This is a genomic window from Kitasatospora sp. NPDC097605 (genome assembly GCF_040302725.1).
Lineage (GTDB): Bacteria > Actinomycetota > Actinomycetes > Streptomycetales > Streptomycetaceae > Kitasatospora.
The window spans coordinates 1-25,589 of sequence record NZ_JBEOSF010000015.1; the positions used below are offsets into that span (position 1 = coordinate 1).

Sequence of the window (25,589 nt, forward strand, 5' to 3'; positions counted from 1 at the left end):
CGCGCCCCGCGCTTGCGTGGTGGGCCAGGCGCCGCCCCCCCGCGCGGCGGGGGGCGCGCGCCCCCCCCCCCCGCGGGGGCCCGAGGGTGCCCGAGGGTGCCCGAGGGTGCCCGAAGGAGCCCGAGGGTGCCGTGGAGGAGGGAGGAGGAGGGGCGGGGTGGGGGGTGGGGGGGAGGGGGCCCCGGAGAAAGGAGTGGAAAGAAAGGGGGTTGCGGCGGGGTGGCGAGCGATTACTGTGGCGTCGGCCATCCGGCCGACGCGGCCCGGGCGGCCGGCACAACGATCGCAACGCTCGTGCACGACCTCACCGAGAGGTATCGACATGATCACTCGCAGATCGCTCATCGGCGCCGCCGGCGCCCTGGCCCTCCCGCTCTCCGCCGTCTCCGCCGTTCCCGCCGTCGCCACGGCGGCCGAGGCCCGACGACGACGCTGGTCCCGGCTCTCCGGCCACCTGCACGGCACCCTCGTCCTCCCCGGCGACCCGGCCTACGGCACCGCCAAGCAGATCGGCCAGGCCCGCTTCGACGCCGTCGAGCCGGCCGCGATCGCCTACTGCGCCGACGAGGCCGACGTGGCCCTCTGCCTGCGCTACGCCCAGGACCAGGACCTCCCGATCGCCGTCCGCGCCGGCGGCCACAGCGGCGGCGGCTACTCCACCGGCACCGGCCTGGTGATCGACGTCTCGCGGCTGAACTCCGCGACGGTCACCCCCGGGGCCGCCACCTTCGGCGGCGGCAGCCAGCTGGTCGACGTCACCAACGCCGTCGCCCCGCACGGGCTCGCCGTCTCGGGCGGCTTCTGCCCCACCGTCTCCCTCGGCGGCTTCCTCCAGGGCGGCGGCATCGGCCTGCTGACCCGCCACGTGGGCATATCCAGCGACAAGGTGACCGCGGCGCGCGTGGTGCTCGCCGGCGGCCGGACGGTCACCGCCTCGCCCGACGAGCACGACGACCTGTACTGGGCGCTGCGCGGCGGCGGTGGCGGCAACTTCGGCGTCGTCACCTCCTACACGGTGACGCCCGTCCCGCTGGCCACCCTCACCCTCGCCAGCCTCACCTGGTCCTTCGACCACGCGGTGGACCTGCTGGACGGCTGGGCGCACTGGCTGCCGGACGCGCCGCGGACGCTGGGCGGCGGCGCGGTGGTCGGCCTGCGGGACGCCGCGCCCGGGGCGACCCCGTTCGTCTCGGTGCTGATCGGCTCGGTCGGCACCGAGGCCGAACTGGCCGCCGAAACGGCCCGGTTGACCGACCTGGTGGGCGCGCTGCCGGCCACCGGGAACAGCTTCACCGCCCCCTACCTCTCGGTGATGATGGGCCTCTACGGCTGCGGCTCCTACACCCAGGACCAGTGCCACCGGGCGGGCACCGGCCCGGCGGCGGTGCTGGCCCGGCCGACCGCCGCCGTGGACCGGGGCCGGCTGTTCGACGCACCGCCGCCGCGCTCGCTCTGGGACGCCGCGATCGGCCTGTTCGACCGGGACCGGCTCGCCGGCCAGCAGCGCATGGTGCAGCTGAGCGCGCTGGGCGGCGCCGCCAACGACCCGGCCCGCACCGCCACCGCGTACGTCCACCGCGGTGCGCTGTTCAACGCGAGCTTCGGCGCGGTGATCGCGACCGGCCCGGCGGACGAGGCGGCGCTGGCGGCGGCCCGCCGCTGGGCGGACACCGGGTTCGCGCTGCTCGACCCGCACTCCACCGGCGAGACGTACCAGAACTTCGTCGACCCCGGGCTGCCGGACTGGCGGCACGCCTACTACGGCGAGAACTATCCGCGGCTGGTCGCGGTGAAGCGCCGCTACGACCCGTACCGCCTGTTCTCCTTCCCGCAGGCCGTCGGCGCGGCCCCGGACCCCCGGGACTGACCCGCGCGGCGCGGCCCCGGCGGGACGGCGGGGCGGCGGATTACGGCCGGGGCCGCGCCGCCGAGCGGGCACAATGGCGTATGACGGTCGGCTCCCGCCCCGGGGGCCTTGGGCGTGTCGACTTGGAGGCCCGGGTGAGCGATCTTCCGCGCAAGGCAATGACCCGCACGGCAAGACTCGCCGCCCTGCCGCTGGGGATAGCCGGCCGGGCCACCCTGGGCCTGGGGAAGCGGATCGGCGGCCGGTCGGCCGAGGTGGTCACCGCCGAGCTGCAACAGGCCACCGCCGACCAGCTGTTCAAGGTCCTGGGCGAGCTCAAGGGCGGGGCGATGAAGTTCGGGCAGGTGCTGTCCGTCTTCGAGGCCGCCCTGCCGGAGGAGGTGGCCGGCCCCTACCGGGCGGCGCTGACCAAGCTGCAGGACGCCGCGCCGCCGATGCCGGCCGCGAAGGTGCACGCGGCGCTGGCGCAGCGGCTGGGCGGGGACTGGCGGAGCCTGTTCCGGGAGTTCGACGACCGGCCGGCGGCGGCCGCCTCGATCGGCCAGGTGCACCGGGCGGTGTGGCACGACGGCCGCGCGGTCGCGGTGAAGGTGCAGTACCCGGGCGCGGGGGACGCACTGTTGGCGGACCTGTCGCAGTTGAGCCGGGTGGCGTGGCTGCTGGGTCCGCTGATTCCGGGTCTGGACATCAAGCCGCTGATCACGGAGCTGCGGGAGCGGGTCGCCGAGGAGCTGGACTACGAGCTGGAGGCGCAGGCGCAGCGTCGTCACGCGGAGGAGTTCGCGGGCGATCCGGAGATCGTGGTGCCGGGTGTGGTGGCGCAGGCGGACCAGGTGCTGGTGTCGGAGTGGATGGGCGGCACGCCGCTGGCCGAGGTGATCGCCTCGGGTTCGCAGGAGGAGCGGGACCGGGCGGGCCGGCTGCTGGCGCGGTTCCTGTTCGCCGGTCCGTCGCGGACGGGGTTGCTGCACGCGGATCCGCATCCGGGCAACTTCCGGCTGTTGAAGGACGACGGCCCGGTGGAGGGCTGGCGGCTGGGGGTGCTGGACTTCGGCACGGTGGACCGGTTGCCGGGCGGGTTGCCGGCGCCGATCGGGGCGTCGTTGCGGATGGCGTTGGCCGGGGACGCGGCGGGTGTGCTGACGATGCTGCGCGAGGAGGGTTTCGTGAAGCCCTCGATCGAGCTGGATCCGGACGCGGTGCTGGACTATCTGCTGCCGATCATCGAGCCGGCGGCGGTGGAGTCGTTCCACTTCACCCGGGCGTGGATGCGGGCGCAGGCGGCGCGGATCGCCGATCCGCGGTCGCCCGCGTACAACCTGGGCAAGCAGTTGAACCTGCCGCCGTCGTACCTGTTGATCCATCGGGTGACGCTGAGCACGATCGGGGTGCTCTGCCAGTTGGGTGCGAAGGCGCCGTTCCGGGCGGAGATGCTGGAGTGGCTGCCGGAGTTCGCCGAGGCTGGCTCGCCGGGGAAGCGGGCGGCCGCGCGGACGGCCGGGCCGGTGAAGAAGGCGACGGCGAAGAGCCCTGCGGCGAAGAAGGCGGCGCCCGAGAAGGCGACCCCGGCCAGGCGTCGGAGCCCGTCCGCGGAGGGCTGATCCGCCGTCCGCCACAACGGCCGCAGGCCGCCTCCCGGTGTCGGGGGGCGGCCTGCGGCGCGACGGGGGTCCTGGGTTCAGTGCACCGGCGTCCCGGTCACGGTCACATCAGGGCGACGGCGAGGGCCTTGCGGGCCCGCAGCGAGGCGCGTTCGGCCTTGCGCTTGAGCCGGTGGGCCCGGGCCAGCCGGCCGACGAGCCGTTGGTGCTCGGCCTCCTGGAGGCGCTCTTGCATATGCGCCCGGGCCAGGGATTCGTGGAGGAGTTGCATCTCGAGGGTCCTGTTCTGGATCTGGAGTTCGGTGGTCTGCTCTGCGCGGACGGTCGGATCGATGGCGGCGGCGGTCATGTGGTGGTCCTGCTCGTGGTGCGTCGTCGGGAAGGGGTGGATGCGGGCGGCGTCGGCCTTGGCGGCGGCGAGGCGTACGGAGCGGCGGAGGGCGTTGTCCAGCGGGGGCTGCTCTCCCCGGCGGACGGTTCCGGCTCCGGACGCGGGGTTCACGCCGCGACCTCGGTCTTGCGCGGGCGGCCACGCGGCCGCTTGCGGGCCACGACGACACCCTGGACGAAGAGCTCGCCACCCCAGACGCCCCACGGCTCGCGGCGCTCGAGGGCGCCGGTGAGACAGGCGTCCTTGACCGGGCAGGTGCCGCAGAGGGACTTCGCGTACTCGACGTCGGCGGGCGTCTCGGCGAAGAAGACCTCGGGGTCGAAGGCGCGGCACGGGATGGGGAGGCCGAGCTCCTCGGCCTGGTCGATCGAGGTGATCTGCATGGGGAGAACCTCCGGGGGGTCGGCCTGGTCGGCCTTGATCTGGCTTGTCGGCGGTACGGACGGGGTGGGCGGCGTGATGACCGTGGACACTGTGGGCGTCTTCCTCGTCTTCTCAGTGGGTCCGGCTCAGCTGACTGGTGGGGCTGGGCCGGAGGCCCCGGGGGGCCTGGGTGGTCTTGCGTACCGGACAAAACAGAAGGGCCGCGGATCCCGGTGTGTGGGGTTCCGCGGCCCTGGAGGCGCCGACCTGAGGCTGGCTCAGGTTCGTTCTCTCCAGGGTTCGGGGCCGCGGAAGGCCCGCATCCGGATGGCCGTGGCGCCGTTAAAGGCGGCCATGGCCTGGTTGATCTGCTGCTCGTTCTGCTTCTGGGTGTTTCCGGCACCGATGACCCGCGCATAGCCGCCATGCATGGCAATGGCTACGGCCGTCTTCGATGCCTGGGTCGGTCGCTCATCACGCAGGGAGCGCGAAGCATCGGCCGACGCCCAGTCGCGGGACAGACCAGTCTCGACACTGGTGCCGTCGAGGCTGCCGCCCTGGATGCCGTTGCTGCCGGGGCCAGTGTGTCCGAGGCCACTGACAGCGGGGGCGGGGGAGGCGGGAACGACGGAGACACCGGTGGTGCCGAGACCCAGACCGGCTCCGCACAGCTGGACGGCGAGCCGCTGGTTGGCGGCGCGCAGCGAGGCGGCGACGACGGTCTGGCCAGTCATTTTGGTGATCATGGTTTCCACTGCATTCGCCTCCTCTCGGCGTCTCGCGGAGCCTGGTCTCCCGGGCTCCGAACTGTTCGGATGTCTGTCTCGGTGAAGCTGATGAAGCTGGTGGAGCTGGTTCGAGCTGATGGGCGCAAGGGCGTGCGGCGGCAGGCGTCACCCCGTCCGATCGCGTCCCCTTGACCGCTCCGGCAGGCTATTGCGCTCCCGGTACGGCGCGCAAACTATTTTTCCGGCGAGTTTCCCGACGGTCTCCGCGGCGCCTCGCGGCGCCGGCTGTGATCGCCCCGGACCGGCTCAGGCCGGTTCGTCCGGCTGGTCGTCCATGACGTCCACCGGATCCCTGACGGGCTCCTCCCCCGCACACAACGAGAGCACGGCGGCCCCGTATTTGTCCAGCTTCATCGCGCCGACCCCGGAGATGCCGGCGAGCTCCTGGCGGTTGGCGGGGACGTCCTCGGCGATGGCCATCAGGGTGGCGTCGGTGAAGACGACGTAGGCGGGGGCGCCCTGTTCGCGGGCCTGGGCGGCGCGCCATTCGCGCAGCCGCTCGTAGAGCGCCTCGTCCATGGTGGAGGGGCAGCTCTCGCAGCGGCGGAGCTTGCGCTCGACGGCCTCGGTCAGGGCCCGCCCGCAGACCCGGCAGGTGACCGGGCCGCGGACCCGGCGCCCGGCGGAGCGCTCGCCGGCCTCGCCGCCGCGCCCGGCGCGCCCGGCGGGGCGGCTGCCGGGGGCGCTGGAGCCGGGGCGCAGCCCGTCCAGGAAGCGGCTGGGCTTGCGGGAGGCGCGCCCGCCCGGGGAGCGGGAGAGCGCCCAGGAGAGGGTGAGGTGCTTGCGGGCGCGGGTGACGCCGACGTAGAGGAGGCGGCGTTCCTCCTCGACCTGCTCGTCGGTCTTGGCGTAGATGATCGGCAGGGTGCCCTCGGTGAGGCCGACGAGGAAGACGGCGTCCCATTCGAGGCCCTTGGCGGCGTGCAGGGAGGCCAGGGTGACGCCTTCGACGGCGGGGGCGTGCTGGGCGGCGGCGCGGGCGTCGAGTTCGGCGACGTAGGCGGCGAGGTCGGTGCCCAGGCCCTCGGCGGTGCGGCCGCGTTCGAACTCCTCGGCGAGCCGGACGAGGGCGGCCAGGGACTCCCAGCGGTCGCGGACGGCGCCGGAGCCGGCGGGGGGTTCGGCGGTGAAGCCGCGGGTGGCGAGGACGGCGCGGACCTGGCCGGCGAGGTCGGGGGCGCCGTCGGTGACGGGGTCGGAGGCGGCGCGGGCGGCGCCGCGCAGCAGGACACCGGCGTCGCGGACCTCGGGGCGTTCGAAGAACCGTTCGGCGCCCTTGAGCTGGTAGGGGACGCCGAGGTCGGCGAGGGCCTGCTCGTAGACCTCGGACTGGCCGTTGGTGCGGAAGAGGACGGCGATCTCGCTGGCGCGCACGCCGGCGGCGAGCAGGTCCTTGATCCGGCGGGCGGTGGTCTCGGCCTCGGTGGGCTCGTCCTCGTACTCGGTGTAGACGGGTTCGGGGCCGGCCTCGCGCTGGGAGATCAGTTCGAGGCGGTGGCGGGCGGCCTCGCCGCGGGCCTGGGAGAGGAGTCCGTTGGCGAGGTGGACGACCTGGGGGGTGGAGCGGTAGTCGCGGACGAGCTTGACGACGGTGGCGTCGGGGTGGCGGTTGCGGAAGCCGAGCAGGTAGTCGGGGGTGGCGCCGGTGAAGGAGTAGATGGTCTGGCTGGCGTCGCCGACGACGCAGAGGCTGGCGCCGCCGCCGGGGCCGGTCCACTGGTCGAGCAGGCGCTGCTGGAGCGGGGAGACGTCCTGGTACTCGTCGACGGTGAAGTGCCGGTACTGGGCGCGGACCTGGTCGGCGATGTCGGGGCGGTCCTCGAGGATGGCGGCGGTGAGCAGCAGGACGTCCTCGAAGTCGATGTTGCCGCGGCGGCTCTTGGTCTCCTCGTAGACGCGGTAGACCTGGGCGGTCTCGGCGGGGTCGCGGGGGGCTTCGCGGCCGGACTTGGCGACGGCGGCGGGGTAGTCGTCGGGGCCGGTCTGGGTGACCTTGGCCCATTCGATCTCGGCGGTGAGGTCGCGCAGTTCGGTGCGCTGGACGCGCAGGCCGCAGCGGCCGGCGGCTTCGGCGACCAGCTGGACCTTGCGTTCGAGCAGTTGGGGGACGGGTCCGCCGACGGCGCGCGGCCAGAAGTACTGGAGCTGGCGGAGGGCGGCGGCGTGGAAGGTGCGGGCCTGGACGCCCTCGGCGCCGAGCTGGCGCAGCCGGCCGCGCATCTCGCCGGCGGCGCGGGCGGTGAAGGTGACGGCGAGGACCTGCTGGGGCTGGTAGACGCCGCTGCGCACGCCGTAGGCGATGCGGTGGGTGATGGCGCGGGTCTTGCCGGTGCCGGCGCCGGCGAGGACGCAGACGGCACCGTGCAGGGCGGTGGCGACGGCCCGCTGTTCGGGGTCGAGTCCGGCGAGGACGGCGTCGGGGCCGCCGGCGGCGGCGTCGCCGAAGCGGTGGGCGTCCTGGTGTCCGTCGAACGGGCTGCCGCTCAAGAGGTCTTCCTGCATGCGTTCCATCCTCTCAGTCCGCGCGGACATCCCGGGCGGGGTTGTCCACAGGTGCGGTGTGATCGCACGATGATCGGGACGCGGACGGCGGGTGGTGGTACGCGAGGGCGCGGGTGTTGCGCCTCGCGCCGGGTCGGGTGGGCGCGCGCCGGCGCGGCCGGGCCGGTCGTGGTACGGAATGACCGCCGGGCGGTGGACGTTGTCCCCCCGGAGCCGCGCGCTGTGCGCGGCACCCCCCTGCAGGCCCCTCCCCTACTCGAAGGAGTCCCCTCGATGTCCGGCAGCGTGACGATGTACAGCACGACCTGGTGCGGCTACTGCAACCGGCTCAAGAGCCAGCTGCAGCGCGAGGGCATCGGCTACACCGAGATCAACATCGAGGAGGACCCGGCGTCGGCGGCCTTCGTCGAGTCGGTGAACAACGGCAACCAGACCGTTCCGACCGTGCTGGTGAAGCCGGCCGGCGGCGGCGAGCAGGTCGTGATGACCAACCCGAGCCTGCTGCAGGTCAAGAAGGCCCTGGCGGCCTGACACCCGGCACCGGGACGGCCCGGTGCCCGGCCCGGCGACCGGCACCCCCGCGAACCCTGCGGCGCCGGGCCGGCGCGCACCGCCCACCGCGGCTACGGCGCGTCGGCCCGGGCCGGGTCGACGGGCGCCGCGGGCCCGGGCAGCGAGGCCCGGGCGCCGAGGTCGCCGACGCCGTAGACCAGCCGGCTGCGGTCGGCGGAGTAGCGGGTCTCGATGACCCGGACGGGCCCGCGCCGGTCGTAGGTGACCCGGGTCTGCACCATCAGCGGCACCCCGGGCCCGCCCTGGAACCACTGGGACTCCTCGGGCCCGGGCATCCGGGCGACGAGGTGGTCGACGGCGCCGATCTCGGTGCGGCCGAGGGCGGCGAGCACCGCCTCGTCGCCGCCGTCGATCTGGTCGGGTTCCATCAGCGGGGTGCCGGCGGCGAGGCCGGCCCGGTAGTGGCTCTCCTCGATGGAGTACGGCTCGCGGTCCAGCATGCGCAGCTGGCGGCGGACCACGATGGCCTCGCCGGGCCGCAGTCCGAGCCGTTCGGCGATGTCGACGCGGGCCCGGACGATCATCATCTCGAAGTCGACGGTGAGTTCGCGCCCGCTCTCGGCGGCCTCGCCCCGGTAGACGGCGCTGGGCACGGCCAGGCAGTCGCGCGGGACGGCGTCCTGCGGTTCGAGGCGGGGGGCGGGCCCGTAGGCGCGGTGGTCGAGCACGGGGTGCTCGCGCAGATAGGTGCCCTTGCCCTGGAGGCGGACCAGCCGGCCTTCGTTGACGAGGACGTCGACGGCGAGGCGGACGGTGTTGCGGGCGACGCCGTACTGCCGTTCCAGTTCGCTCTCGACCGGGAGGGCGGACGCGGTGGTGAACTCGCCTTCGGCGATCCGCCGGCGCAGGTCGGCGGCGAGGCGCTGGTATTTGGGGGATTGGGCGGTGCCCCGGGGGATTGTCACCCGAGTGAATGTAGCGAGACGGGTGAGGGGCTTTCAGGCGTTTGCGGCAAAGTCCGCCGGGATCGGTGACTCCGCCGGCCGGAGCCCCGGGGGCCGTACTGGACAGGGCCGCTCCGGTTACGAACATCCTGGGGAGACGGGTTCGAAAAGGAAATCGGGGGCGCGCGGATCAACTCCGCGCGCCCCCAATCCACGGAGCGCCCCGTGAATCCACGGAGCGCCCCGTGACCGCCGGAATTACCAGCGGGCCGCCGACGGCAGCGGCTCCCCGTACCAGAGCTCGACCAGGTGCCGGGCGATCGAGATCCCCGACGGCGGCAGGATCTCCCCCGCCGCCATGCCCGCCCGCAGCTCCTCCCGGGAGAACCAGCGCGCCTCGGCCAGCTCCTCGCCGTCCACGGTGATCTCGGTGTCCTCCGGGTGCGCCCGGCCCAGGAAGCCCAGCATCAGGCTGGACGGGAACGGCCACGGCTGGCTGGCCACGTAGGAGACCTCGGCGACCCCCACCCCGGCCTCCTCCCGCACCTCGCGCACCACCGCCTGCTCGATCGACTCCCCCGGCTCGACGAAGCCGGCCAGCGTCGACCAGCGGCCCTCCGGCCACAGCGCCTGGCGGCCGAGCAGGCAGCGGTCCCGCTCGTCGGTGATCAGCATGATCACCGCCGGGTCGGTGCGCGGGTAGTGCTCGGCCGCGCAGGAGGTGCAGCGCCGCACGTGCCCGGCGCCGGCCTTCTCGGTCGGGTGGCCGCAGCGCGAGCAGAAGCTGTGCAGCCGGTGCCAGTGCTCCAGCGCGACGGCGTGCACCAGCAGCCCGGCGTCCCGGTCGGAGAGCAGCGCGCCGACCTCGCGCAGCCCGGCCGGACGGGCGTCGCCGTCCAGCCGGCCCGGCAGGCTCTCGCCGGCCAGCGCGAAGTAGGAGACGCCGTCCTCGTCGGTGCCGAGGAAGTACCGGTCACCGCTCTGCGGCGCCTCGAAGGAGGGCAGCAGGACCAGCTCGGTCCCCTGCCCGGTGTCCACCACGAACGCCTCGCCGCCGGCGATCGGCAGCACCTTGGTGGTCGGGTGGCTCCACGCGGCCGCCAGCCAGGGCTCGTCGAACCGGTGCTGGGCCGCCCGGTCCACCCCGGCCCGGGCCAGTGCCAGGTGCAGCGGGCGTTCGGTCTCAGGCACGGTGCTCAACTGTTCCATCCCCACGTGATGAGTCTTCCGGACGGTTCGGGTCCCGCGGTCGGGTCCATGGTCGGGCTCACGGTCGGGTGCGCTCGGGCGGCCGGGCCGGGGCGGGCCCGTCCCCGGTCCGCCCGCACCCGCCCGCGGTTCACGCGCTCCCGCCGCCCGGCCGCCAGTTCTCGGCCAGGTCGGCCCACAGGTAGGCGGCGGTCTCGACGCCCTTGGCCAGCAGGTCCAGCTCGACCTTCTCGTCCACCGAGTGCCAGCCGTCCGAGGGCACCGAGATGCCGAGGAACAGCACCGGCGCGCCGAGCACGTCCTGCAGGTCGGCGGCCGGACCGGAACCGCCCTCACGGGTGAACAGGATCTTCTGCTCGAAGGCCCGGCCCATCGCCCGGACGGTGGACTGCAGCGCCGGGTGGTCGAGCGGGGTCAGGCAGGGCCGGGTCGCGCCCGGGAAGACCAGCTCGTGGCGGATGCCCTCGGGCACCCGGTCGGCCACCCAGGCGCGGACGGCCTCGCGGACCTTCTCGACCTCCTGCCCGGCGACCAGCCGGAAGGAGAGCTTCAGGTGCGCCGAGGCGGGCACGATGGTCTTGCCGCCGGGGCCGGTGTAGCCGCCCCAGATGCCGTTGACCTCGGCGGTCGGCCGGGCCCAGATCCGCTCCAGGGTGGAGTAGCCGGCCTCGCCGCGGGTGCCGTACGACTTGGCGGTCCGCAGCCAGGCGGCCTCGTCGAAGGGCAGCTCGGCGAAGAGCGCGCGCTCGCGGTCGGTCAGCTCGACCACGCCGTCGTAGAAGCCGGGGACGGCGACCCGGTGGTCGGCGTCGTGCAGGGCGGCGGCCAGTTCGGCGGCGACGGTGGCCGGGTTGGGCACGGCGCCGCCGAAGGAGCCGGAGTGGATGTCGGTGTCCGGCCCGTACAGGTCGATCTGGGCGTCGGCCAGGCCCCGCATGCCGGTGCAGACGGTCGGCGTGGTCTCGGACCACATGCCGGTGTCCGAGATGATCACCACGTCGGCGGCCAGCCGGGCGGCCTCCCGGCGGACCAGGCCGGCGAAGTGCGGGGAGCCGGACTCCTCCTCGCCCTCGACCAGCAGCTTGAGGTTGACGGCCGGAGCGGTGCGCCCGGTGGCGGCCAGGTGGGCGCGCACCCCCAGGGTGTGGAAGAACACCTGGCCCTTGTCGTCGGCGGCGCCCCGGGCGTACAGCCGGTTGCCGACCACGGTCGGCTCGAACGGGTCGGTCGCCCAGCCGTCCTCCCGGGCGGCGGGCTGCACGTCGTGGTGGCCGTAGACGAGGACGGTCGGCGCGTCCGGGTCCCCGGAGGGCCACTCGGCGAAGACCGCCGGCAGGCCGTCCGTCTCCCAGACCTCGGCCACCGGGAAGCCGGTGTCGCGCAGCTTGGCCGCCAGCCACTCGGCGGAGCGGCGCACGTCGCCGGCCCGGCCGGGGTCGGCGGACACCGAGGGGATGCGGAGCCAGTCGGCGAGGTCCGCGAGGAAGTCGGGCCGGTGCTCATCGATGAAGGAGCGGACGACGCTGTCCGGGGTTCTCGTCATACGGACGACTTTAGTTCGCCCGGGTGCCCGCGAGCGGCCCCGGTCCCGAAGGGTGGGCATCCCCGGGCCTGTTACGTCCGTCACCCCGGACGCACGGGGGCGTCCGGGGTGACGGGAACGGGGCCGCGGAACCGGCTCAGCCGGTGCGGCGCAGCAGCGAGATCCGCGAGCGGGTGAGCAGCGCGGCCAGCGCCACCGCGAGCAGCGGCAGCAGGATCACGGTGGCCCCGATGTTGAGCCACGGGAACACCACGATGCCCTGGGCCTCCTGTTCCTGCAGGCTCATCCCGGGGTAGGCGTTCGCGGCGCCTTCCACCTTGCGCAGCGCGATCGCGGGCACGACGCCGGCGATGGCGCCGAGGACGGCTCCCATGGCGGCGATGACGCCGCACTGGAAGCCGGACAGGGTGCGCCGGATCCGGGGCGCGGCGCCGACCGCCGCGAGGGTGGTCAGGTCGCGCTGGGAGTCGGCGGCGGCGAGGCCGGTGGCGATGCCGGCGGCGCCGAGGGCGACCAGGCCGGCGAACAGGGTCAGGCCGAGGGTCACGAGGTCGCCCGGGGACTGGTACCCGCGTTCGATCTCGAACTGCACGCCGTCGGCGAGCCTGGCGAGCGCGGCGCGGGCCTTCTGCTCGGCGCCGTCGGCGGTCGGGCCGTCGGGCCGCCACACCGAACCGATGTCGCGGGTGGTGAGACCGATGCTCTTCGCGGTGTCGGGGTTGAGCACCACCTGGCCGGTCGGGCCCAGCGGGGCGGCGGCGAGGTGGGCGTCGACGGTGACGGGGTGGATCGTCGGCTCGGCCTCCGGGTTGTTCGCGTCCCTGGGCTCGGTGAGTTCCAGGATGGCCTTGCCGTCCTTGATGTAGCGCTCGTCGAAGACGATGGCCTTGCCCGCCGCGAGGGCCTGGACGGCCGCCTGGTCGGTGACGTCGTAGAGGTTGCGCAGCAGGGCGGCGTCCCCGGCCTGGACCATGCCGAAGGGGCTGCCGCGGGAGATGCGCTCCTCCTGGCAGCGCGGGTCCTCGCGGGCGAGCCGCTCGAACTCCTCCGGCCCCATCCGCAGGGCGTTGATCCCGCGGTTGGGGCAGCGCCGCTCCTCGGGCATGACGAGCGAGGCCCAGCCGCACTCACCGTCGCGGCTGATCATGCAGTCGCCCTGGTAGTTGACGCGCTGGACGTCGGCGCGGCTGCCCAGCCCGGGGACGGAGTTCTGGACGGCGCCGCGCATCTGCGGCAGCAGCGAGCCGTCGGAGCCGGCGCCCCAGCCGGCCGAGAGGACGACGGAGTGGTCGGGGCCGGAGGCGACGTACTGGCGGCGCTGTTCCTCGTCGGAGCTGACGGTGTAGATGCCGACGGCGACGGAGCCGGCGACGGCGGCCATGACGGCGGCGACGGCGGGAGCGGTGCGGCCGCGGTGGCGCACCGAGTCGCGCAGGGCGAGGCGGGGGCCGAGCGGCAGCCAGCGGCCGAGCCGGCCGAAGAGTCCGACCAGGTACGGGGAGAGGGCGACCATGCCGAGTTCGGCGAGGGCCGAGCCGCCGAGGACGCTGAGCGAGCGGCCGCCGAAGTCGCCGGTGGCGCCGAGCAGGGCGAGGGCGGAGCCGCCGCCGAGCATCAGCAGGCCGAGCAGGGCGAGCTTCTTGCTGGGCGGCTTGAGGGTGTCGCGGCCGGTGAGGGCGGCGACGACGTCCTGCCGGGAGGCCTGGACGGCGGGCACGACGGCGGCCAGCAGGCCGGTGACCAGGCCGATCAGGGCGATGCCGAGCAGGTCGAGCGGCTGGAGGTCGAAGTGGCCGAAGCGCTCGCCGGAGAACTCCTCGGCCCGGGTGCGCAGCAGGGCGACCAGCCCGACGCCGAGGACGAGGCCGACGACGGCGCCGGCGAGGCCGAGGACGACACCGCCGCCGAGGACGACGGCGCGCACCTGGGCGCGGTCGCCGCCGCCCGCGGCGAGCAGGCCGAGCTGGCGGCGGGAGCGGCGGGCGCCGACGGCGAAGGCCGGGCCGGCGAGCAGGACGATCTCCAGCAGGGCCATGCCCATGACGGTGCCGAGGACGACGACGGAGGCCCGGTCGAGGAAGGGGGTGGAGCTGCCGCGGCCCCGGCTGTCCTGGTCGACGTAGAACGGCACCTCGGAGCGGGGCGGCGGGTCGAGGAGCACGGTGCGCGAGCCGACCAGGAAGCCGTACTTGTTGAGCTCCACGACCTTGGCCCAGTCGAGGGTGGTCCCGGCCGGCATCTTGACCAGCCAGTCGTTGACCTCGTCGCTGACGGAGGTGCGCCCGTGCGAGCCGGAGTCGGCGCCGGGCAGCCTGGCGAGCTGGTCCATCAGGGCGCCGGGGCGGGCGAACAGGCCCACGCTGCGCAGGTCGCCGGGGTACTCGGCGACGCCGGTGATGGTGTACGGGGTGGCTTCGAGGCCGCGGGGCGAGGTGCGGTCGCCGATCTTCAGCCCGGAGGTGTCGAGGAAGGCCTGGGTGACGGCGATCTCGTGGTCGGCGCTGGGGGCGCGGCCCTTGACCAGGTCGAAGCGGCCCTGCCAGACGGGGTCGGCGAGGTCGAGTTCGGTGATCCGGACGTTGGCGAGGCCCTCGGCGGTGCTGGTGGTGATGAAGGGGCCTTCGCGCAGCGGCACGAGGGTGGCGCCGGGCAGCAGTTGCCGGGCGAGGTCGGCGGGGGCGGTGTCGAGACCGCGCTGCTGCTCGGGGGTGAGGACGGGCTTGCCGTTCTCCTTCTTCGCGTCGTCGACGGTGGTGATCTTGCGGTCGACTTCGGGGTCGGGGGTCTGCAGGACGATGGCGCCGCGGTCGAGGATCTCCAGGGAGGCGTCGGCCTGGCCCATGGTGCGCTCGATCTTCTCGACGGGGTCGAGTTCGGCGCTGCGGAAGAACACGTCGGCGCCGGTGACGCCGAGGACGGGCAGCGCGACCATGGCGACGACGAGGGCGCTGCGGCCCTTGGCGCGCAGGGCGTCGCGGCGGGCGATGCGCAGGGCGACCCGCCAGGAACCGAGCTTCACTCCCCCACCGGGCCCTTCGCGTTGGCGGCGGCGGCGACGAGCAGGCTGCCGGCGTCCTGGCTGGCGCTCTCGTCGACCATCCGGCCGTCGCGCAGGAAGACCACGCGGTCGGCCCAGGCGGCGTGCCGGGCTTCGTGGGTGACCATCATGGCGGCGGCGCCGGCGTCGCAGCGGGCGCGCAGCACGGCGAGGACGGCCTCGCCGGTGGTGGAGTCGAGGGCGCCGGTGGGTTCGTCGGCGAGCACGAGGCGGCGGTCGCCGATCAGGGCGCGGGCGATGGCGACGCGCTGCTGCTGGCCGCCGGACATGTCGTCGGGGAAGCGGTCGGCGAGTTCGCGGATGCCGAGTTCCTCCAGCGCGGCGAGGGCCTCGCGGCGGGCGGCGCGGGTGGAGAGGCCGTCGAGTTCGCGCGGCAGGGAGATGTTCTCGGCGGCGGTGAGGGCCGGGATCAGGTTGTAGTCCTGGAAGACGTAGCCGACGGAGCGGCGGCGGACCTCGGCGAGCCTCTTGCGGCTGAGTCCGCCGAGGGCGACGCCCTCGACCAGGACCTGCCCGGTGCTGGGTGTGTCGAGGCCGCCGGCGAGGGTGAGCAGGGTGGACTTGCCGGAGCCGGAGGGGCCCATGACGGCGACGAACTCGCCGGGATGGACCTTGAGGTCGACGCCGCGCAGCGCCTGGACCTCGGCGGCGCCCTGTCCGTGGACGCGGGTGACGTTGTCCAGGTGCAGAACGGCGCCGGCGCCGTTCCCGCTCGGACCGGTGTGGGACACGATTCCCCCTGCTGTGGTGGGACCCGCCGCGCGGTCGCGCGGGGGCGGGCCGGTGGTTCCTGCGGTTCGGACGGGGCCGTGGCCCCCGGGTGGTCAGGCCTTGCTGCGCCGGCGCCCGAACCGGGTGGGCGCGGGCGGGCTGTCGTCGGAGCGGGCCTCGGCGGCGCGGGCCTGTTCGACCTCGGCGTGCTTGGCGAGGCGGGTCTCGCAGTGGTCGAGCCAGCGGACCTCGGCCTCGGTCTGGAAGATCAGCTGTTCGAGGACGAGCAGCCAGGCGAGGTCGGATCCGGGCTCGCCGGCGCCGCCGGGGCGGCTCTCGCCGGCGAGGGCGCGGGCCTTGAGGCGGGTGTAGTCCTGGAGCGCCTTGATGCTGTGCCGGCGCTGGCCCTGGACGACGGCGGGCACGTCGACGCCGGGGACGGTGACGGCCATCGCGAGCTTGATGGCGAGTTCGTCGCGGGGCGGGTTGGTGCGCGGCACCGGGGTGTCGAACCAGGCGCGCAGTTCGGCGCGGCCGGCGTCGGTGGCGGCGTAGAACTGGTGCCCCTCGTCGTCCTCCCCGGCGGGGACGACCAGGCCGTCGCGTTCCAGGCGGGAGAGGGTGGTGTAGACCTGGCCGACGTTGAGCGGCCAGGTGGCGCCGGTGCGCGCCTCGAACTCGGTTCTCAGTTGGTAGCCGTAGCGCGGCCCCTGGTCGAGCAGGGCGAGCAGGCCGTGACGGATGGACATACCGAGTATGTATACCGGGTATGCTCGACGGGTCAAGCCGGGACGGTCCGGTCGGGCAACCGGCCGCCGGGGGGGCGGGGCGGCGGTCCGGCCGGGGTCCGGGCCGTCACCGGCGGCGGGTAACGTCGTGGGGCGTGAGCCAGTTGCGCATCGCCACCTTCAATCTGCTGCACGGTCAGCCGCTCGCGCTTGACGGCGCCCCGCGGCCCTACCCCGCCGACCCCGGCGGGCCGCTCGCCCAGGCGGTGGCCGCGCTGGACGCCGATGTGCTGGCGCTCCAGGAGGTGGACCGCCGCCAGGCCCGCTCCGGCGGCACCGACCAGGCCGCCGTGGCCGCCGCCGCGATGGGCGCGACGGACTGGCGCTTCGCCGCCGCCCTGCACGGCCGGCCGGCACCGGTGGCCGGCTGGCTGCCGGAGGCCTCCGCCCCCGCCGGGATCCGGGTCTACGGGCCGGCCGAGATCGGTGACGGCGCGCCGCCCTCCTACGGCACGGCGCTGCTGACCCGGCTGCCGGTGCGGCACTGGCGGGCCCGCCGGTTCGCGCCGGCGCCGTTCGGGCTGCCGCTGCGGGTGGCCGGGCGGCGCGGGCTGACGCCGGTGCCGGACGAGCCGCGGGCCGCGCTGGCGGCCGTCCTGGAGGGCGCGCACGGCCCGTTCACGGTGGTGGCCGCGCACCTGTCGTTCGTGCCGGGCTGGAACATGGCGCAGCTGGCGGCGATCCGCCGGTGGATCGCCGACCTGCCGCAGCCGTACCTGGTGCTGGGGGACTTCAATCTGGTGGGCGCGGTGCCGCGCACGGTGCTGGGCGGGGCGAGCGCGTTGGAGCGGTCGGCGCCGCGGGCGCGGGTGCGGGAGCTGCGGACGGCCCGCCGGGCCCGGCCGGCGCTGGTGGAGCCGCGCCGGCGGCGGGTCCGGGAGCCGCGGGCGCGGCTGCAGGGCTGGTCGGACCTGGTGCGCACGCCGACCTATCCGTCGCACCGGCCGGCCGTGCAGTTCGACCACGTGCTGGCGGTGGGGGTGCCGCGCTCCGCGGTGGGCGCGGCGTCCGCGCCGCGCTCGGTGGTGTCGGACCACCGGCCGCTGGTGGTGCGGGTGTCGCTCTAGGGGCGTCCGGGGGCGGTCACTGCCGGGACAGGTGCCCGTTCTGCTGGGGCACGAGCGGAAGGGGCGGGACGGAGGGGACGGGCGGGGTGAGCGGGCGGGCGGGGTCGAGGGGCTCCGCGGCGGCGAGCTCCGGCCGGCCGGCGGCGGGCGGGGGCTCGTACTGCAGGAGCAGCATCGCGGCGTCGTCGCCGAGTTGGCGCCCCACGTGGCGCACCACGTCCTCGTGCAGCCGGCGCAGCACGTCGACGGGGCCGCCGTGGGCGCAGCCCGGGAGGCGTTCGGCGAGCGGGTAGAAGGCGCCGGACCGGTCGCGGGCCTCGATGACGCCGTCGGTGAAGAGCAGGACGCGGTCGCCGGGGAGCAGCGGGACCCGGTGGACCGGGGGGCGGACGTCGGCGGGGTCGAGGACGCCGAGCGGGGGCACCGTCTCGGCGAGTTCGAGCGGACGGGCGGCCTCGGCGCCGCGCAGCAGCAGCGGGGCGGGGTGGCCGCAGTTGACGATCTCGGCGGTGCCGTCGTGGCCCACGCCGATGAGCACGAGGGTGACGAACTCCTCCTCGACGCCGGGGTGGTCGTTCTCGTGCAGGGCGCGGTCGAGGCTGTCGGCGAGCCAGCCGGCGACCTTGTCGAGGGCGGCCTCCTGGTGGGCGGCCTCGCGGAAGGCGCCGAGCACGGCGGCGGCGGTCTCCACGGCGCCCAGGCCCTTGCCGCGCACGTCGCCGACGACGGCGCGCACGCCGTGCCGGGTGTTGACGACCTCGTAGAGGTCGCCGCCGATGCGGGCGTGGGCGGCGGCGGCCGCGTAGTGGACGGCGGCGCGCACGGTGCCGACGCGGTCGGGGACGGGGCGCAGCAGGACGCGCCGGGCGATGGAGGCGACGAGCTGGGCGTCGGCGAGCAGGCGCTCCTGGCGCAGCCTCAGGGTGGCGCTGACCCAGCCGATCGCGGCGACGAGGACGATGGCGAAGACGGTGGCGCTGTGCACGGACTCGCCGAGCACGTCGTTGCGGAAGGCCATCAGGAACGCGGCGGCCTCGGTGCAGGCGCCGATGACGAGGGGGTACCAGGTGCGGCGGCTGACCACGGCGGCCAGCGCCGGGACGGCGGTGAGCGCCGGTTCGACGGTCACTGCGGCGTCGGTGAAGTAGTCGAGGACGACGACCAGCGCCATGCCGATGAACGGCAGTGTCAGTGCCGTCCTCGGCCAGGTGCCGGTCGCGCCGGCGGCGGCCCCCGGGGCCGGCCCGGCGAACCGATCTCTGATCCATCCGGTCGCGCTCAACTTCGGTTCTCCAGCAGAAGACGCCGATGCCCGTGGGCACCTGCGGTGATGACTGAGGGTTAGGGAATGCGGGCCTCGCTGGCGGCCGGAGCTCGGGGGTTGACCGGTTACCGACCCCACAATATGCGCGAAACGTGCACTACGCACAGGTTTCGCCCGATGCCGTGATGACTTGAATGCTCTCCGTGACTCATTCTTCACTGTTCCCGATCAGGAGCCGTTCCAACTCTTTTCGACCGGGAAGTCCTGCGGGTTGTTCGATCCGGCCGCTGCGGACGTACAGGAACGACGCCGTGACCTGCTCCAGGGGGACGCCCGCCTGTTCGGCCCACGCCAGCCGGTAGACGGCGAGTTGGAGCGGGTCGGCGGTCTCCTCGCGGTGCGTCTTCCAGTCCACCACTTCGTAGCGTGACGCGCCGCCGAATTCTGACCCGTCGTCACCCTCGCGGTAGACCGCGTCGATCCGGCCGCGCACCACCCGGCCCGCCAGCACCAGGTGGAACGGCGCTTCGACCCGCAGCGGCTCGCGGTGCGCGTACGGGGTGCGCAGGAAGGCCTCCTTGAGGCGTTCGAGGTCCCGCTCGTCCTCGATGCCGTCGTCGTCGGCGCCGGGCAGCGCGCCGGGGCCGATCAGCATCAGCGGTTCGATCCGGGACTGCACCCAGGCGTGGAAGCGGGTGCCGCGCCGGGCGGCGGGCTGCGGCGGGCGGGGCATCGGGCGGGCGAGGTCGTGCGCGAAGCCGTCCGGGTCGGCGGCCAGGCGCATCAGCTGGGTGGCGGAGAGCGAGGCGGGCAGCGGCACCTGGCGCACCCGGCTGCGGGAGCGCTCCAACTCGCCGAGCAGCGCGTTCAGGTCGCGGTCCCAGGACTCCACCAGCCGGCGGTCCTCGGGGGCCATCGGCTCGGGCTCGGGGGCGGGCGCGCCGGCCAGCCGGCGGTGCACGACCTCGGCGACCCGGCGGCGGGCGTGCTGGGCGGCCGGGTCGAGCGGCAGCGGCCAGGGACGTTCGACGGGCGCGGCGAGCGCCGGGTTCTCCTCGCCGTCGGCGGGCGGTTCGGCCCAGACGGCGATCTCGCCGTTGCCGGGCCGCTCGGTGTGCCCGCGCAGCTGCTCCAGGAAGGCCGACGGGCCGCGCGGGGTCTTCTGGCTGGGCCCCCACCAGTGGCCGGAGGCGAGCAGCAGGGAGCGCGGGCGGGTGAAGGCGACGTAGCCCAGGCGCAGCTCCTCGACGGCCGAGTGCTCGGCGAGGGCGGCCTTGAACTCCTTCATCGCCTTGGCGTTCCAGCCGCCGCGCACATCGGGCAGGGTGACGGCGTCGCCGCGCAGCGCGTGCGGCAGGACCCGCTTGGTGCTGGTCCAGCGCTCGCGCGGGGAGGAGGACGGGAAGACGCCCCTGACCAGGCCGGGGACGGCGACGACGTCCCACTCCAGGCCCTTGGACTTGTGCGCGGTGAGGACCTTGACGGTGTCCTCGCCGCCGGGCAGGCCGGCGTCCAGGCCGCGGTCGTGCTCCTGGGCGGCGCGCAGGAAACCGAGGAAGGCGGCCAGGCCGGGGTCGCCATCGAGGTCGGCGAAGGAGGCCGCGACGTCGAGGAAGGCGTGCAGGGTCTCCCGGCGGCGGGCGGCCAGCGCCTGCGGGGAGGCGGCGAGTTCGACCTCCAGGCCGGTGACGGCGAGGACCCGGTGCAGCACGTCCATCAGCGGTTCGGCGAGCGAGCGGCGCAGCTCGCGCAGCTCGCGGGCGAGCCGGGCGAAGCGCAGCCGGGCCTCGGCGGAGAACGGCAGCTCGTCGTCGTCCTGCGCGTCCAGGAAGGTCTCCAGGGCGTCGGCGAGCGAGACCACCTCGGTGGGGTCGGTCTCGGCGACGGCGGCGGCGAGCGCCTCGACGCCCTCGGGGCGCTCGGTGCGGACGAGTTCGGCGGCGCGCCGGCCGAGCAGGGCGAGGTCGCGCGGGCCGATCCGCCAGCGCGGGCCGATCAGCAGCCGGACGAGGGCGGCGTTGGCGGTCGGGTCCTGGAGCACCTCGCAGACCGCGACCAGGTCGGCGACCTCGGGCAGGTGGAGCAGCCCGCCGAGGCCGACCACCTCGACCGGTACGTCCCGGGCGACCAGTGCGGCGTGCACGTCGGGGAAGGCCGCGCCGCCCCGGCACAGCACGGCGATCCGGCCGGGGGCGGTGCCGGTGCGCACCAGGTGGAGGATCTCGTCGGCGAGCCAGTCGACCTCCTCGGCGTGGGTGGGCAGCAGCGCGGCCCGCACCCGGCCGTCGGACTCGGCGCCGGGGGCGGGGCGCAGCGCCTCGACGCCCTCGTGCATGGCGCGCAGCGGCGCCGCGAGGTCGTTGGCGAAGGCGAGCAGCCGCCCGCCGCTGCGGCGGTTCTCGCTGAGCGCGTACCGGTCGGCGGGGGTGGCGTCGGCGTTCGGGAAGTGGCGGGGGAAGTCGTCGAGGTTGGCGACGGAGGCGCCGCGCCAGCCGTAGATGGCCTGGCAGGGGTCGCCGACGGCGGTGACCGGGTGGCCGGGGGCGGCGCCGTCCGGGCCGGCGCCGAAGAGTCCGGCGAGCATCAGGCGCTGGGCGACGGAGGTGTCCTGGTACTCGTCGAGCAGCACCACCCGGTACTGGTCGCGCAGCAGGGCGCCGACCTCGGGGCGCTGCTGGGCGAGGCGGGCGGCGGCGGCGATCTGGTCGCCGAAGTCCATCAGGCCGGCGGAGGTCTTGCGGCGCCGGTAGTCCTCGACCAGGCGCAGCAGTTCCAGGCGGGCGCGGGCGGTGGCGGGCACGGCCCGCAGGTCCTCGTTGCTCAGCCGCGCGACGGCGAGGGTGTCGAGCAGGTCCTCGTCGAAGGCGCGCAGCGCGGCGGGGTCGACGAGGTGCTCGGCGAGTTCGCCGTCGAGGGCGGTGAGGTCGGCGACCAGGTTGGCGAAGGTGCCGGTGAGCGCGGGGAAGGGGCCGCGGGCGGTGCGCAGCACCTTGGCGGCGAGCTGGAAGCGGGTGGCGTCGGCGAGCAGCCGGGTGTCGGGTTCGATGCCGACGCGCAGGCCGTGCTCCTTGAGGAGGCGGCCGGCGAAGGCGTGGTAGGTGGAGATCTCGGGGTCGCCGAGCGCCTCGTCGCCGTCGGGGTCGGCCACGCCGGCGCGGTGCAGGGCGGCGCGGACGCGTTCGGCGAGCTCGCCGGCGGCCTTGTTGGTGAAGGTGAGGCCGAGGACCTGTTCGGGGCGGACGGCGCCGGAGCCGACCAGCCAGACGACCCGGGCGGCCATCACGGTGGTCTTGCCGGAGCCGGCGCCGGCGACGATGACGGCCGGCCGCAGCGGGGCGCCGATGGCTGCCATCTGCTCCCGGTTGAAGGGGATGCCCAGCAGCTCCTTGAGCTGGTCGGGATGGCTGAGCACGGCGGTCACCACGCCACGGTAGCCGGGGGCACCGACAGCCGGGGCGCCGCTGTGGCGACGGCCACGTGCCGCGTCCGCCACATCCGGCGTCCACCCGGCGTTCCGCTACTCGACGAGCTGGTCGCCGTCGCGCTGGGCGGAGCAGCTGCGGCGGAAGGCGCAGCGGTCGCAGCCGCCGCCGGTCCGCGGGACGAACCGTTCGGCGAGGATCCGCCCGGCGGCGTCGGCGAGCAGGTTCTCGATCCACGGCTCGCCCTCGGGCGGGTCCTGGCGCTGCACCTTGGGCGCGTCGGCGGCGCCCTTGTCGGGCTTGCGCAGCTGGACGAGTTCGGCGCCGCCGGACTCGGGGGCGGCGTCGAAGCCGGGCAGCCCGTTGAGGGCGCCGGAGCGGACGGCGAGCTGGTAGACGGCGAGCTGCTTGTGCTCGGGCAGGGACTTGTCGGTGGGCGCCTGCTTGCCGGTCTTGAAGTCGACGACGTAGGCGCGGCCGGCCTCGTCCTTCTCGACGCGGTCCATCGAGCCGCGGATGCGCACCTGGACGCCGCCGGCGTCGAGGGTGACGTCGAAGCCGTGCTCGGTGGCGACCACCTCGCGGCCGCGGGCCATCACGTGCCAGGTGAGGAAGCGCTCCAGGGCGGCGCGGGCCTCGGTCTTCTCCTGCTGGGACTTCCACGGCGCGTCGAAGGCCAGCGCGTCCCAGACGGTGTCCAGGCGTTCCATCAGGACGGCCAGGTCGGCGGGGGTGCGCCCGGAGCCGACCTCGTCGGCGAGGGCGTGCACGACGTTGCCGAAGCCCTGCGCGGCGGAGGAGGTGCCGCGGGCCTTGACCTCCTTGTCGAGGAACCACTGCAGCGAGCAGTCCTCCAGCTGTTCCAGGCCGCTGCCGGACAGCCGCACCGGCAGGTCGGCGGAGCGCAGCGGGTCGGGGGCGGCGGTCGCGTCGTCCAGGCCCCACCAGCTCTCCGGGCGGGCGGCGGGCACCAGCGGGCGCTGCTCGTCGTCGGTGGCGAGGGCGAGGGTGGCGAGCCGTTCGGCGGCGGCGCGGCGCAGTTCGGGCGAGCGGGCGGGGTCGACGGTGACCGCGCGCAGCTCGGCGACCAGCGCGGGCACGGCGAGCGGGCGGCGCGGGCGGTGGGTGACGTCCTCGACGGTGACCTGCGGGGTGCGCCGCAGGACGCGGCCGGTCCTGGGGTCGAGGTCCTCGCGGTAGAGCTCGCGCAGGAAGCGGGACGGCTGGTCGCCGTCGTCGGCGGGGGCCTTGACGGCGGTGACGACGAGCCGGTCCCTGGCGCGGGTGGCGGCGACGTAGAAGAGGCGGCGCTCCTCGGCGAGCAGCGCGGTGGGGGTGAGCGGTTCGGCGAGGCCGTCGCGGCCGATCCGGTCGGCCTCCAGCAGGGAGCCGCGGCGGCGCAGGTCGGGCCAGAGGCCGTCCTGGACGCCGGCGACGACGACCAGGCGCCATTCCAGGCCCTTGGCGCGGTGGGCGGTCATCAGCCGGACGGCCTCGGGGCGCACGGTGCGCACGGTGAGGGTGTCGGCGGCGATGTCCTGGGCCTCCAGTTCGGCGAGCAGGTCGAGGGCGCCGCGGTGGCCGGTGACCTGCTCCTCGGCCCGGGCGGCGGTCTCGAACAGGGCGCAGACCGCGTCGAGGTCGCGGTCGGCGTTGCGGCCGCCGGCGCCGCCGCGCAGGGCGGCCCGCTCCAGCCGCTCGCGCCAGCGGCGGGAGCCCTCCCACAGCTGCCACAGGGCGTCCTCGGCGGTGCAGCCGCCGGCCAGCGCCTCGCGGACCTTGCGCAGCAGGGTGCCGAGGTCGTGGGCGCGGCGGGCGTACGGGGCGTCGAGGACGGCGAGGCGCTCCGGTTCGGCGAGGGCCTCGCGCAGCAGCTCGCCGGCCGGGCGGGGCACGGCGGCGGGCGCGCCGTCGCCGTGCGCGGCCTCCTCGCGCAGGGCGGCCCGCTCCTCCTCGCGCAGGGTGCGGCCGAGGCGGCGCAGGTCGGCGCCGTCGAGCCCGCCGAGCGGTCCGGTGAGCAGGGCGTGCGCGTGGTCGGTGGTGAGCGGGTCGGGGCCGCCGTCGAGGCCCTCGCTCTCCTGCCGGTCGCGCAGGGCCTGCTCGGCGCAGACCCGCAGGGCGAGCAGCAGTTGCGCGACGGCCGGCTCCTCGCGCAGCGGCAGGTCGTCGCCGTCGATCTCCAGCGGGACGCCGGCCGCGCCGAGCGCCCGCCGCACGCCGGGGATGGACCGGGCGCCGGCCCGGACCAGCACCGCCATCTCGCCCCACGGCACGCCGTCCTCCAGGTGGGCGCGGCGCAGCAGGTCGGCGATCGAGTCCAGCTCGGCGCCGGGCGTCGGGTAGGTGTAGACCTCGACCCGGCCGCCCTCGCGGACCGGCAGCGGGGCGCGGTGCTGGGCGAGCTTGTCGGCGGGCAGCCGGCCCATCGGCATCCGGCGGGTGAGTTCGCGGGCGGCGGCGAGCAGCACGGCGCCGGAGCGGCGGGAGACCCGCAGCACCTTGACCTCGGCGGGGCGGCCGTCGGCGTGCCGGAAGGTCTGCGGGAACTCCAGGATGCCGTTGATGTCGGCGCCGCGGAACGCGTAGATGGACTGGTCGGGGTCGCCGACGGCGACCAGTTCGCGCCCGCCGCCGGCGAGCCGGCGCAGCAGCCGGACCTGCGCGGGGTCGGTGTCCTGGTACTCGTCGACGAAGACGGCGTCGTAGCGCTCGCGCAGGCTCCGCTCGACCTCGGGGCGGTCGGCGAGCAGGACGGCGCGGTGCACCAGTTCGGCGTAGTCGAGGACGCCGCGCAGGTCCAGGACGTCGAGGTAGTCGGCGAGGAAGTGGGCGGCGGCGGCCCAGTCGGGGCGCTGGACGCCCTCGGCGAAGCGGGCCAGCTCGGCCTCGCCGAGGCCGAGCTCGCGGCTGCGGGCGAGCACGGCGCGGACCTCGTCGGCGAAGCCGCGGGTGGTGAGGCAGGCGCGCAGGTCGAGCGGCCAGGCGATCCGGGAGCGGCCGCGCCGGGCGTCCTCGGCGCCGCCGGCGAGCAGTTCGCGGACCATGACGTCCTGCTCGGGGCCGGAGAGCAGGCGCAGCGGCTCGGCGTAGTCGGCCGGGTCCTGGTGGGCGCGCAGCAGGGCGTAGCAGAAGGAGTGGAAGGTGGTGGCCTGCGGGGCGGCGGCGCGGGAGCCGGCGGCGGTGGCGGAGAGCCGGCCGGCCATCCGGTCGCGCAGTTCCATGGCGGCCTTGCGGCTGAAGGTGAGGACGAGGATCCGCTCGGGGTCGGCGCCGTCCTCGATCCGCCGGGCGACGGCCTCGACGAGGGTGGTGGTCTTCCCGGTGCCCGGCCCGGCGAGCACCAGCAGCGGGCCGCCCGCGTGCTCGACCACGGCGCGCTGGTAGGCGTCGAGTTCGGGCGGGGCGGGCGGCACCAGGGGGCTGCGCACCAGACGGTAGGGGGAGCTCACGGACGTCCTGGGGGTCGTGCTCGGGCAACTGCGGGCGGACCCCGCCGAGGGGCCCGCCGTATCGAGCCTACGATCCTGCCCCGTCATTCCCGTCCGCGCACGGGGTTCC

At 75.2% G+C, this 25,589-nt stretch carries 17 protein-coding genes; 4 read left to right on the plus strand and 13 right to left on the minus strand.

Features of this window, described 5'->3' with window-relative positions:
- Positions 1-322: 322 nt before the first annotated feature.
- Positions 323-1,867, plus strand: a complete 1,545-nt coding sequence (locus tag ABTX81_RS18490; protein WP_350546689.1) for an FAD-binding oxidoreductase — start codon at positions 323-325, stop codon at positions 1,865-1,867.
- Between the two features lie 134 nt (positions 1,868-2,001).
- The gene (locus ABTX81_RS18495) at positions 2,002-3,468 is read left to right on the plus strand and encodes an ABC1 kinase family protein (protein WP_350546692.1); all 1,467 of its coding nucleotides are present in this window, start codon (positions 2,002-2,004) and stop codon (positions 3,466-3,468) included.
- A gap of 103 nt (positions 3,469-3,571) precedes the next feature.
- On the opposite strand, the gene ABTX81_RS39665 is transcribed toward ABTX81_RS18495, so the two are convergent.
- The 4 genes from ABTX81_RS39665 to ABTX81_RS18515 form a co-directional block, all read right to left on the minus strand.
- Positions 3,572-3,817, minus strand: a complete 246-nt coding sequence (locus tag ABTX81_RS39665) for a putative WhiB-interacting protein (RefSeq protein ID WP_376092170.1) — start codon at positions 3,815-3,817, stop codon at positions 3,572-3,574.
- A 149-nt stretch (positions 3,818-3,966) separates the two neighbouring features.
- Positions 3,967-4,332: a WhiB family transcriptional regulator gene (locus tag ABTX81_RS18505; protein WP_502892801.1), complete on the minus strand. Its 366-nt coding sequence runs from the start codon at positions 4,330-4,332 to the stop codon at positions 3,967-3,969.
- Between the two features lie 168 nt (positions 4,333-4,500).
- Entirely contained in the window at positions 4,501-4,977 is a 477-nt protein-coding gene (locus ABTX81_RS18510) for a hypothetical protein (protein ID WP_350546698.1), read from the minus strand.
- Between the two features lie 279 nt (positions 4,978-5,256).
- Complete coding sequence (locus ABTX81_RS18515) at positions 5,257-7,521, minus strand: ATP-dependent DNA helicase UvrD2 (RefSeq protein ID WP_502892802.1); 2,265 nt, start codon at positions 7,519-7,521, stop codon at positions 5,257-5,259.
- Positions 7,522-7,785: 264 nt separating this feature from the next.
- Here ABTX81_RS18515 and ABTX81_RS18520 point away from each other — a divergent pair, with 264 nt between their 5' ends.
- The gene (locus tag ABTX81_RS18520) at positions 7,786-8,043 is read left to right on the plus strand and encodes a mycoredoxin (protein ID WP_344345785.1); all 258 of its coding nucleotides are present in this window, start codon (positions 7,786-7,788) and stop codon (positions 8,041-8,043) included.
- Positions 8,044-8,135: 92 nt separating this feature from the next.
- Here ABTX81_RS18520 and ABTX81_RS18525 read toward each other — a convergent pair whose 3' ends face one another.
- The 6 genes from ABTX81_RS18525 to ABTX81_RS18550 all read right to left on the minus strand — a co-directional run bounded on the left by ABTX81_RS18525 (position 8,136) and on the right by ABTX81_RS18550 (position 16,239).
- The gene (locus tag ABTX81_RS18525) at positions 8,136-8,990 is read right to left on the minus strand and encodes a GntR family transcriptional regulator (RefSeq protein ID WP_350546707.1); all 855 of its coding nucleotides are present in this window, start codon (positions 8,988-8,990) and stop codon (positions 8,136-8,138) included.
- Between the two features lie 237 nt (positions 8,991-9,227).
- Positions 9,228-10,178, minus strand: a complete 951-nt coding sequence (nudC, locus tag ABTX81_RS18530; RefSeq protein WP_350546710.1) for an NAD(+) diphosphatase — start codon at positions 10,176-10,178, stop codon at positions 9,228-9,230.
- Between the two features lie 130 nt (positions 10,179-10,308).
- On the minus strand, positions 10,309-11,721 hold the full coding sequence (locus ABTX81_RS18535) for a dipeptidase (protein WP_350546713.1): 1,413 nt from the start codon (positions 11,719-11,721) through the stop codon (positions 10,309-10,311).
- Between the two features lie 136 nt (positions 11,722-11,857).
- Entirely contained in the window at positions 11,858-14,740 is a 2,883-nt protein-coding gene (locus ABTX81_RS18540) for an FtsX-like permease family protein (protein WP_350546715.1), read from the minus strand.
- Positions 14,737-15,510, minus strand: coding sequence for an ABC transporter ATP-binding protein (locus ABTX81_RS18545; protein WP_350546717.1), 774 nt, complete (start codon positions 15,508-15,510; stop codon positions 14,737-14,739). Before ABTX81_RS18545 ends, ABTX81_RS18540 begins: the two co-directional genes overlap by 4 nt.
- Before the next feature lie 93 nt (positions 15,511-15,603).
- Positions 15,604-16,239, minus strand: coding sequence for a PadR family transcriptional regulator (locus ABTX81_RS18550; protein ID WP_350546719.1), 636 nt, complete (start codon positions 16,237-16,239; stop codon positions 15,604-15,606).
- 134 nt (positions 16,240-16,373) lie between these two features.
- On the opposite strand from ABTX81_RS18550, the gene ABTX81_RS18555 reads away from it, so the two are divergent.
- Complete coding sequence (locus ABTX81_RS18555) at positions 16,374-17,345, plus strand: endonuclease/exonuclease/phosphatase family protein (RefSeq protein ID WP_350546721.1); 972 nt, start codon at positions 16,374-16,376, stop codon at positions 17,343-17,345.
- 16 nt (positions 17,346-17,361) lie between these two features.
- Here the strand turns inward: ABTX81_RS18555 and ABTX81_RS18560 are convergent, their stop codons facing one another.
- From ABTX81_RS18560 to ABTX81_RS18570, 3 genes are all read right to left on the minus strand, one after another.
- Entirely contained in the window at positions 17,362-18,627 is a 1,266-nt protein-coding gene (locus ABTX81_RS18560; protein WP_350546723.1) for a PP2C family protein-serine/threonine phosphatase, read from the minus strand.
- Positions 18,628-18,817: 190 nt separating this feature from the next.
- Entirely contained in the window at positions 18,818-22,030 is a 3,213-nt protein-coding gene (locus tag ABTX81_RS18565) for an ATP-dependent helicase (protein ID WP_350546725.1), read from the minus strand.
- Positions 22,031-22,126: 96 nt separating this feature from the next.
- Positions 22,127-25,567, minus strand: a complete 3,441-nt coding sequence (locus ABTX81_RS18570; RefSeq protein WP_502892803.1) for an ATP-dependent helicase — start codon at positions 25,565-25,567, stop codon at positions 22,127-22,129.
- Positions 25,568-25,589 lie beyond the last annotated feature (22 nt).

Excerpts from the sequence above, each read along its gene's own strand:
- ABTX81_RS18535 (WP_350546713.1), bottom strand. The coding sequence starts at position 11,721 with ATGACGAGAACCCCGGACAGCGTCGTCCGCTCCTTCATCGATGAGCAC.
- nudC (WP_350546710.1), bottom strand. The coding sequence starts at position 10,178 with ATGGAACAGTTGAGCACCGTGCCTGAGACCGAACGCCCGCTGCACCTG.
- ABTX81_RS18515 (WP_502892802.1), bottom strand. The coding sequence starts at position 7,521 with ATGGAACGCATGCAGGAAGACCTCTTGAGCGGCAGCCCGTTCGACGGA.
- ABTX81_RS18570 (WP_502892803.1), bottom strand. The coding sequence starts at position 25,567 with ATGACGGGGCAGGATCGTAGGCTCGATACGGCGGGCCCCTCGGCGGGG.
- ABTX81_RS18490 (WP_350546689.1), top strand. The coding sequence starts at position 323 with ATGATCACTCGCAGATCGCTCATCGGCGCCGCCGGCGCCCTGGCCCTC.
- ABTX81_RS39665 (WP_376092170.1), bottom strand. The coding sequence starts at position 3,817 with ATGACCGCCGCCGCCATCGATCCGACCGTCCGCGCAGAGCAGACCACC.
- ABTX81_RS18520 (WP_344345785.1), top strand. The coding sequence starts at position 7,786 with ATGTCCGGCAGCGTGACGATGTACAGCACGACCTGGTGCGGCTACTGC.
- ABTX81_RS18550 (WP_350546719.1), bottom strand. The coding sequence starts at position 16,239 with ATGTCCATCCGTCACGGCCTGCTCGCCCTGCTCGACCAGGGGCCGCGC.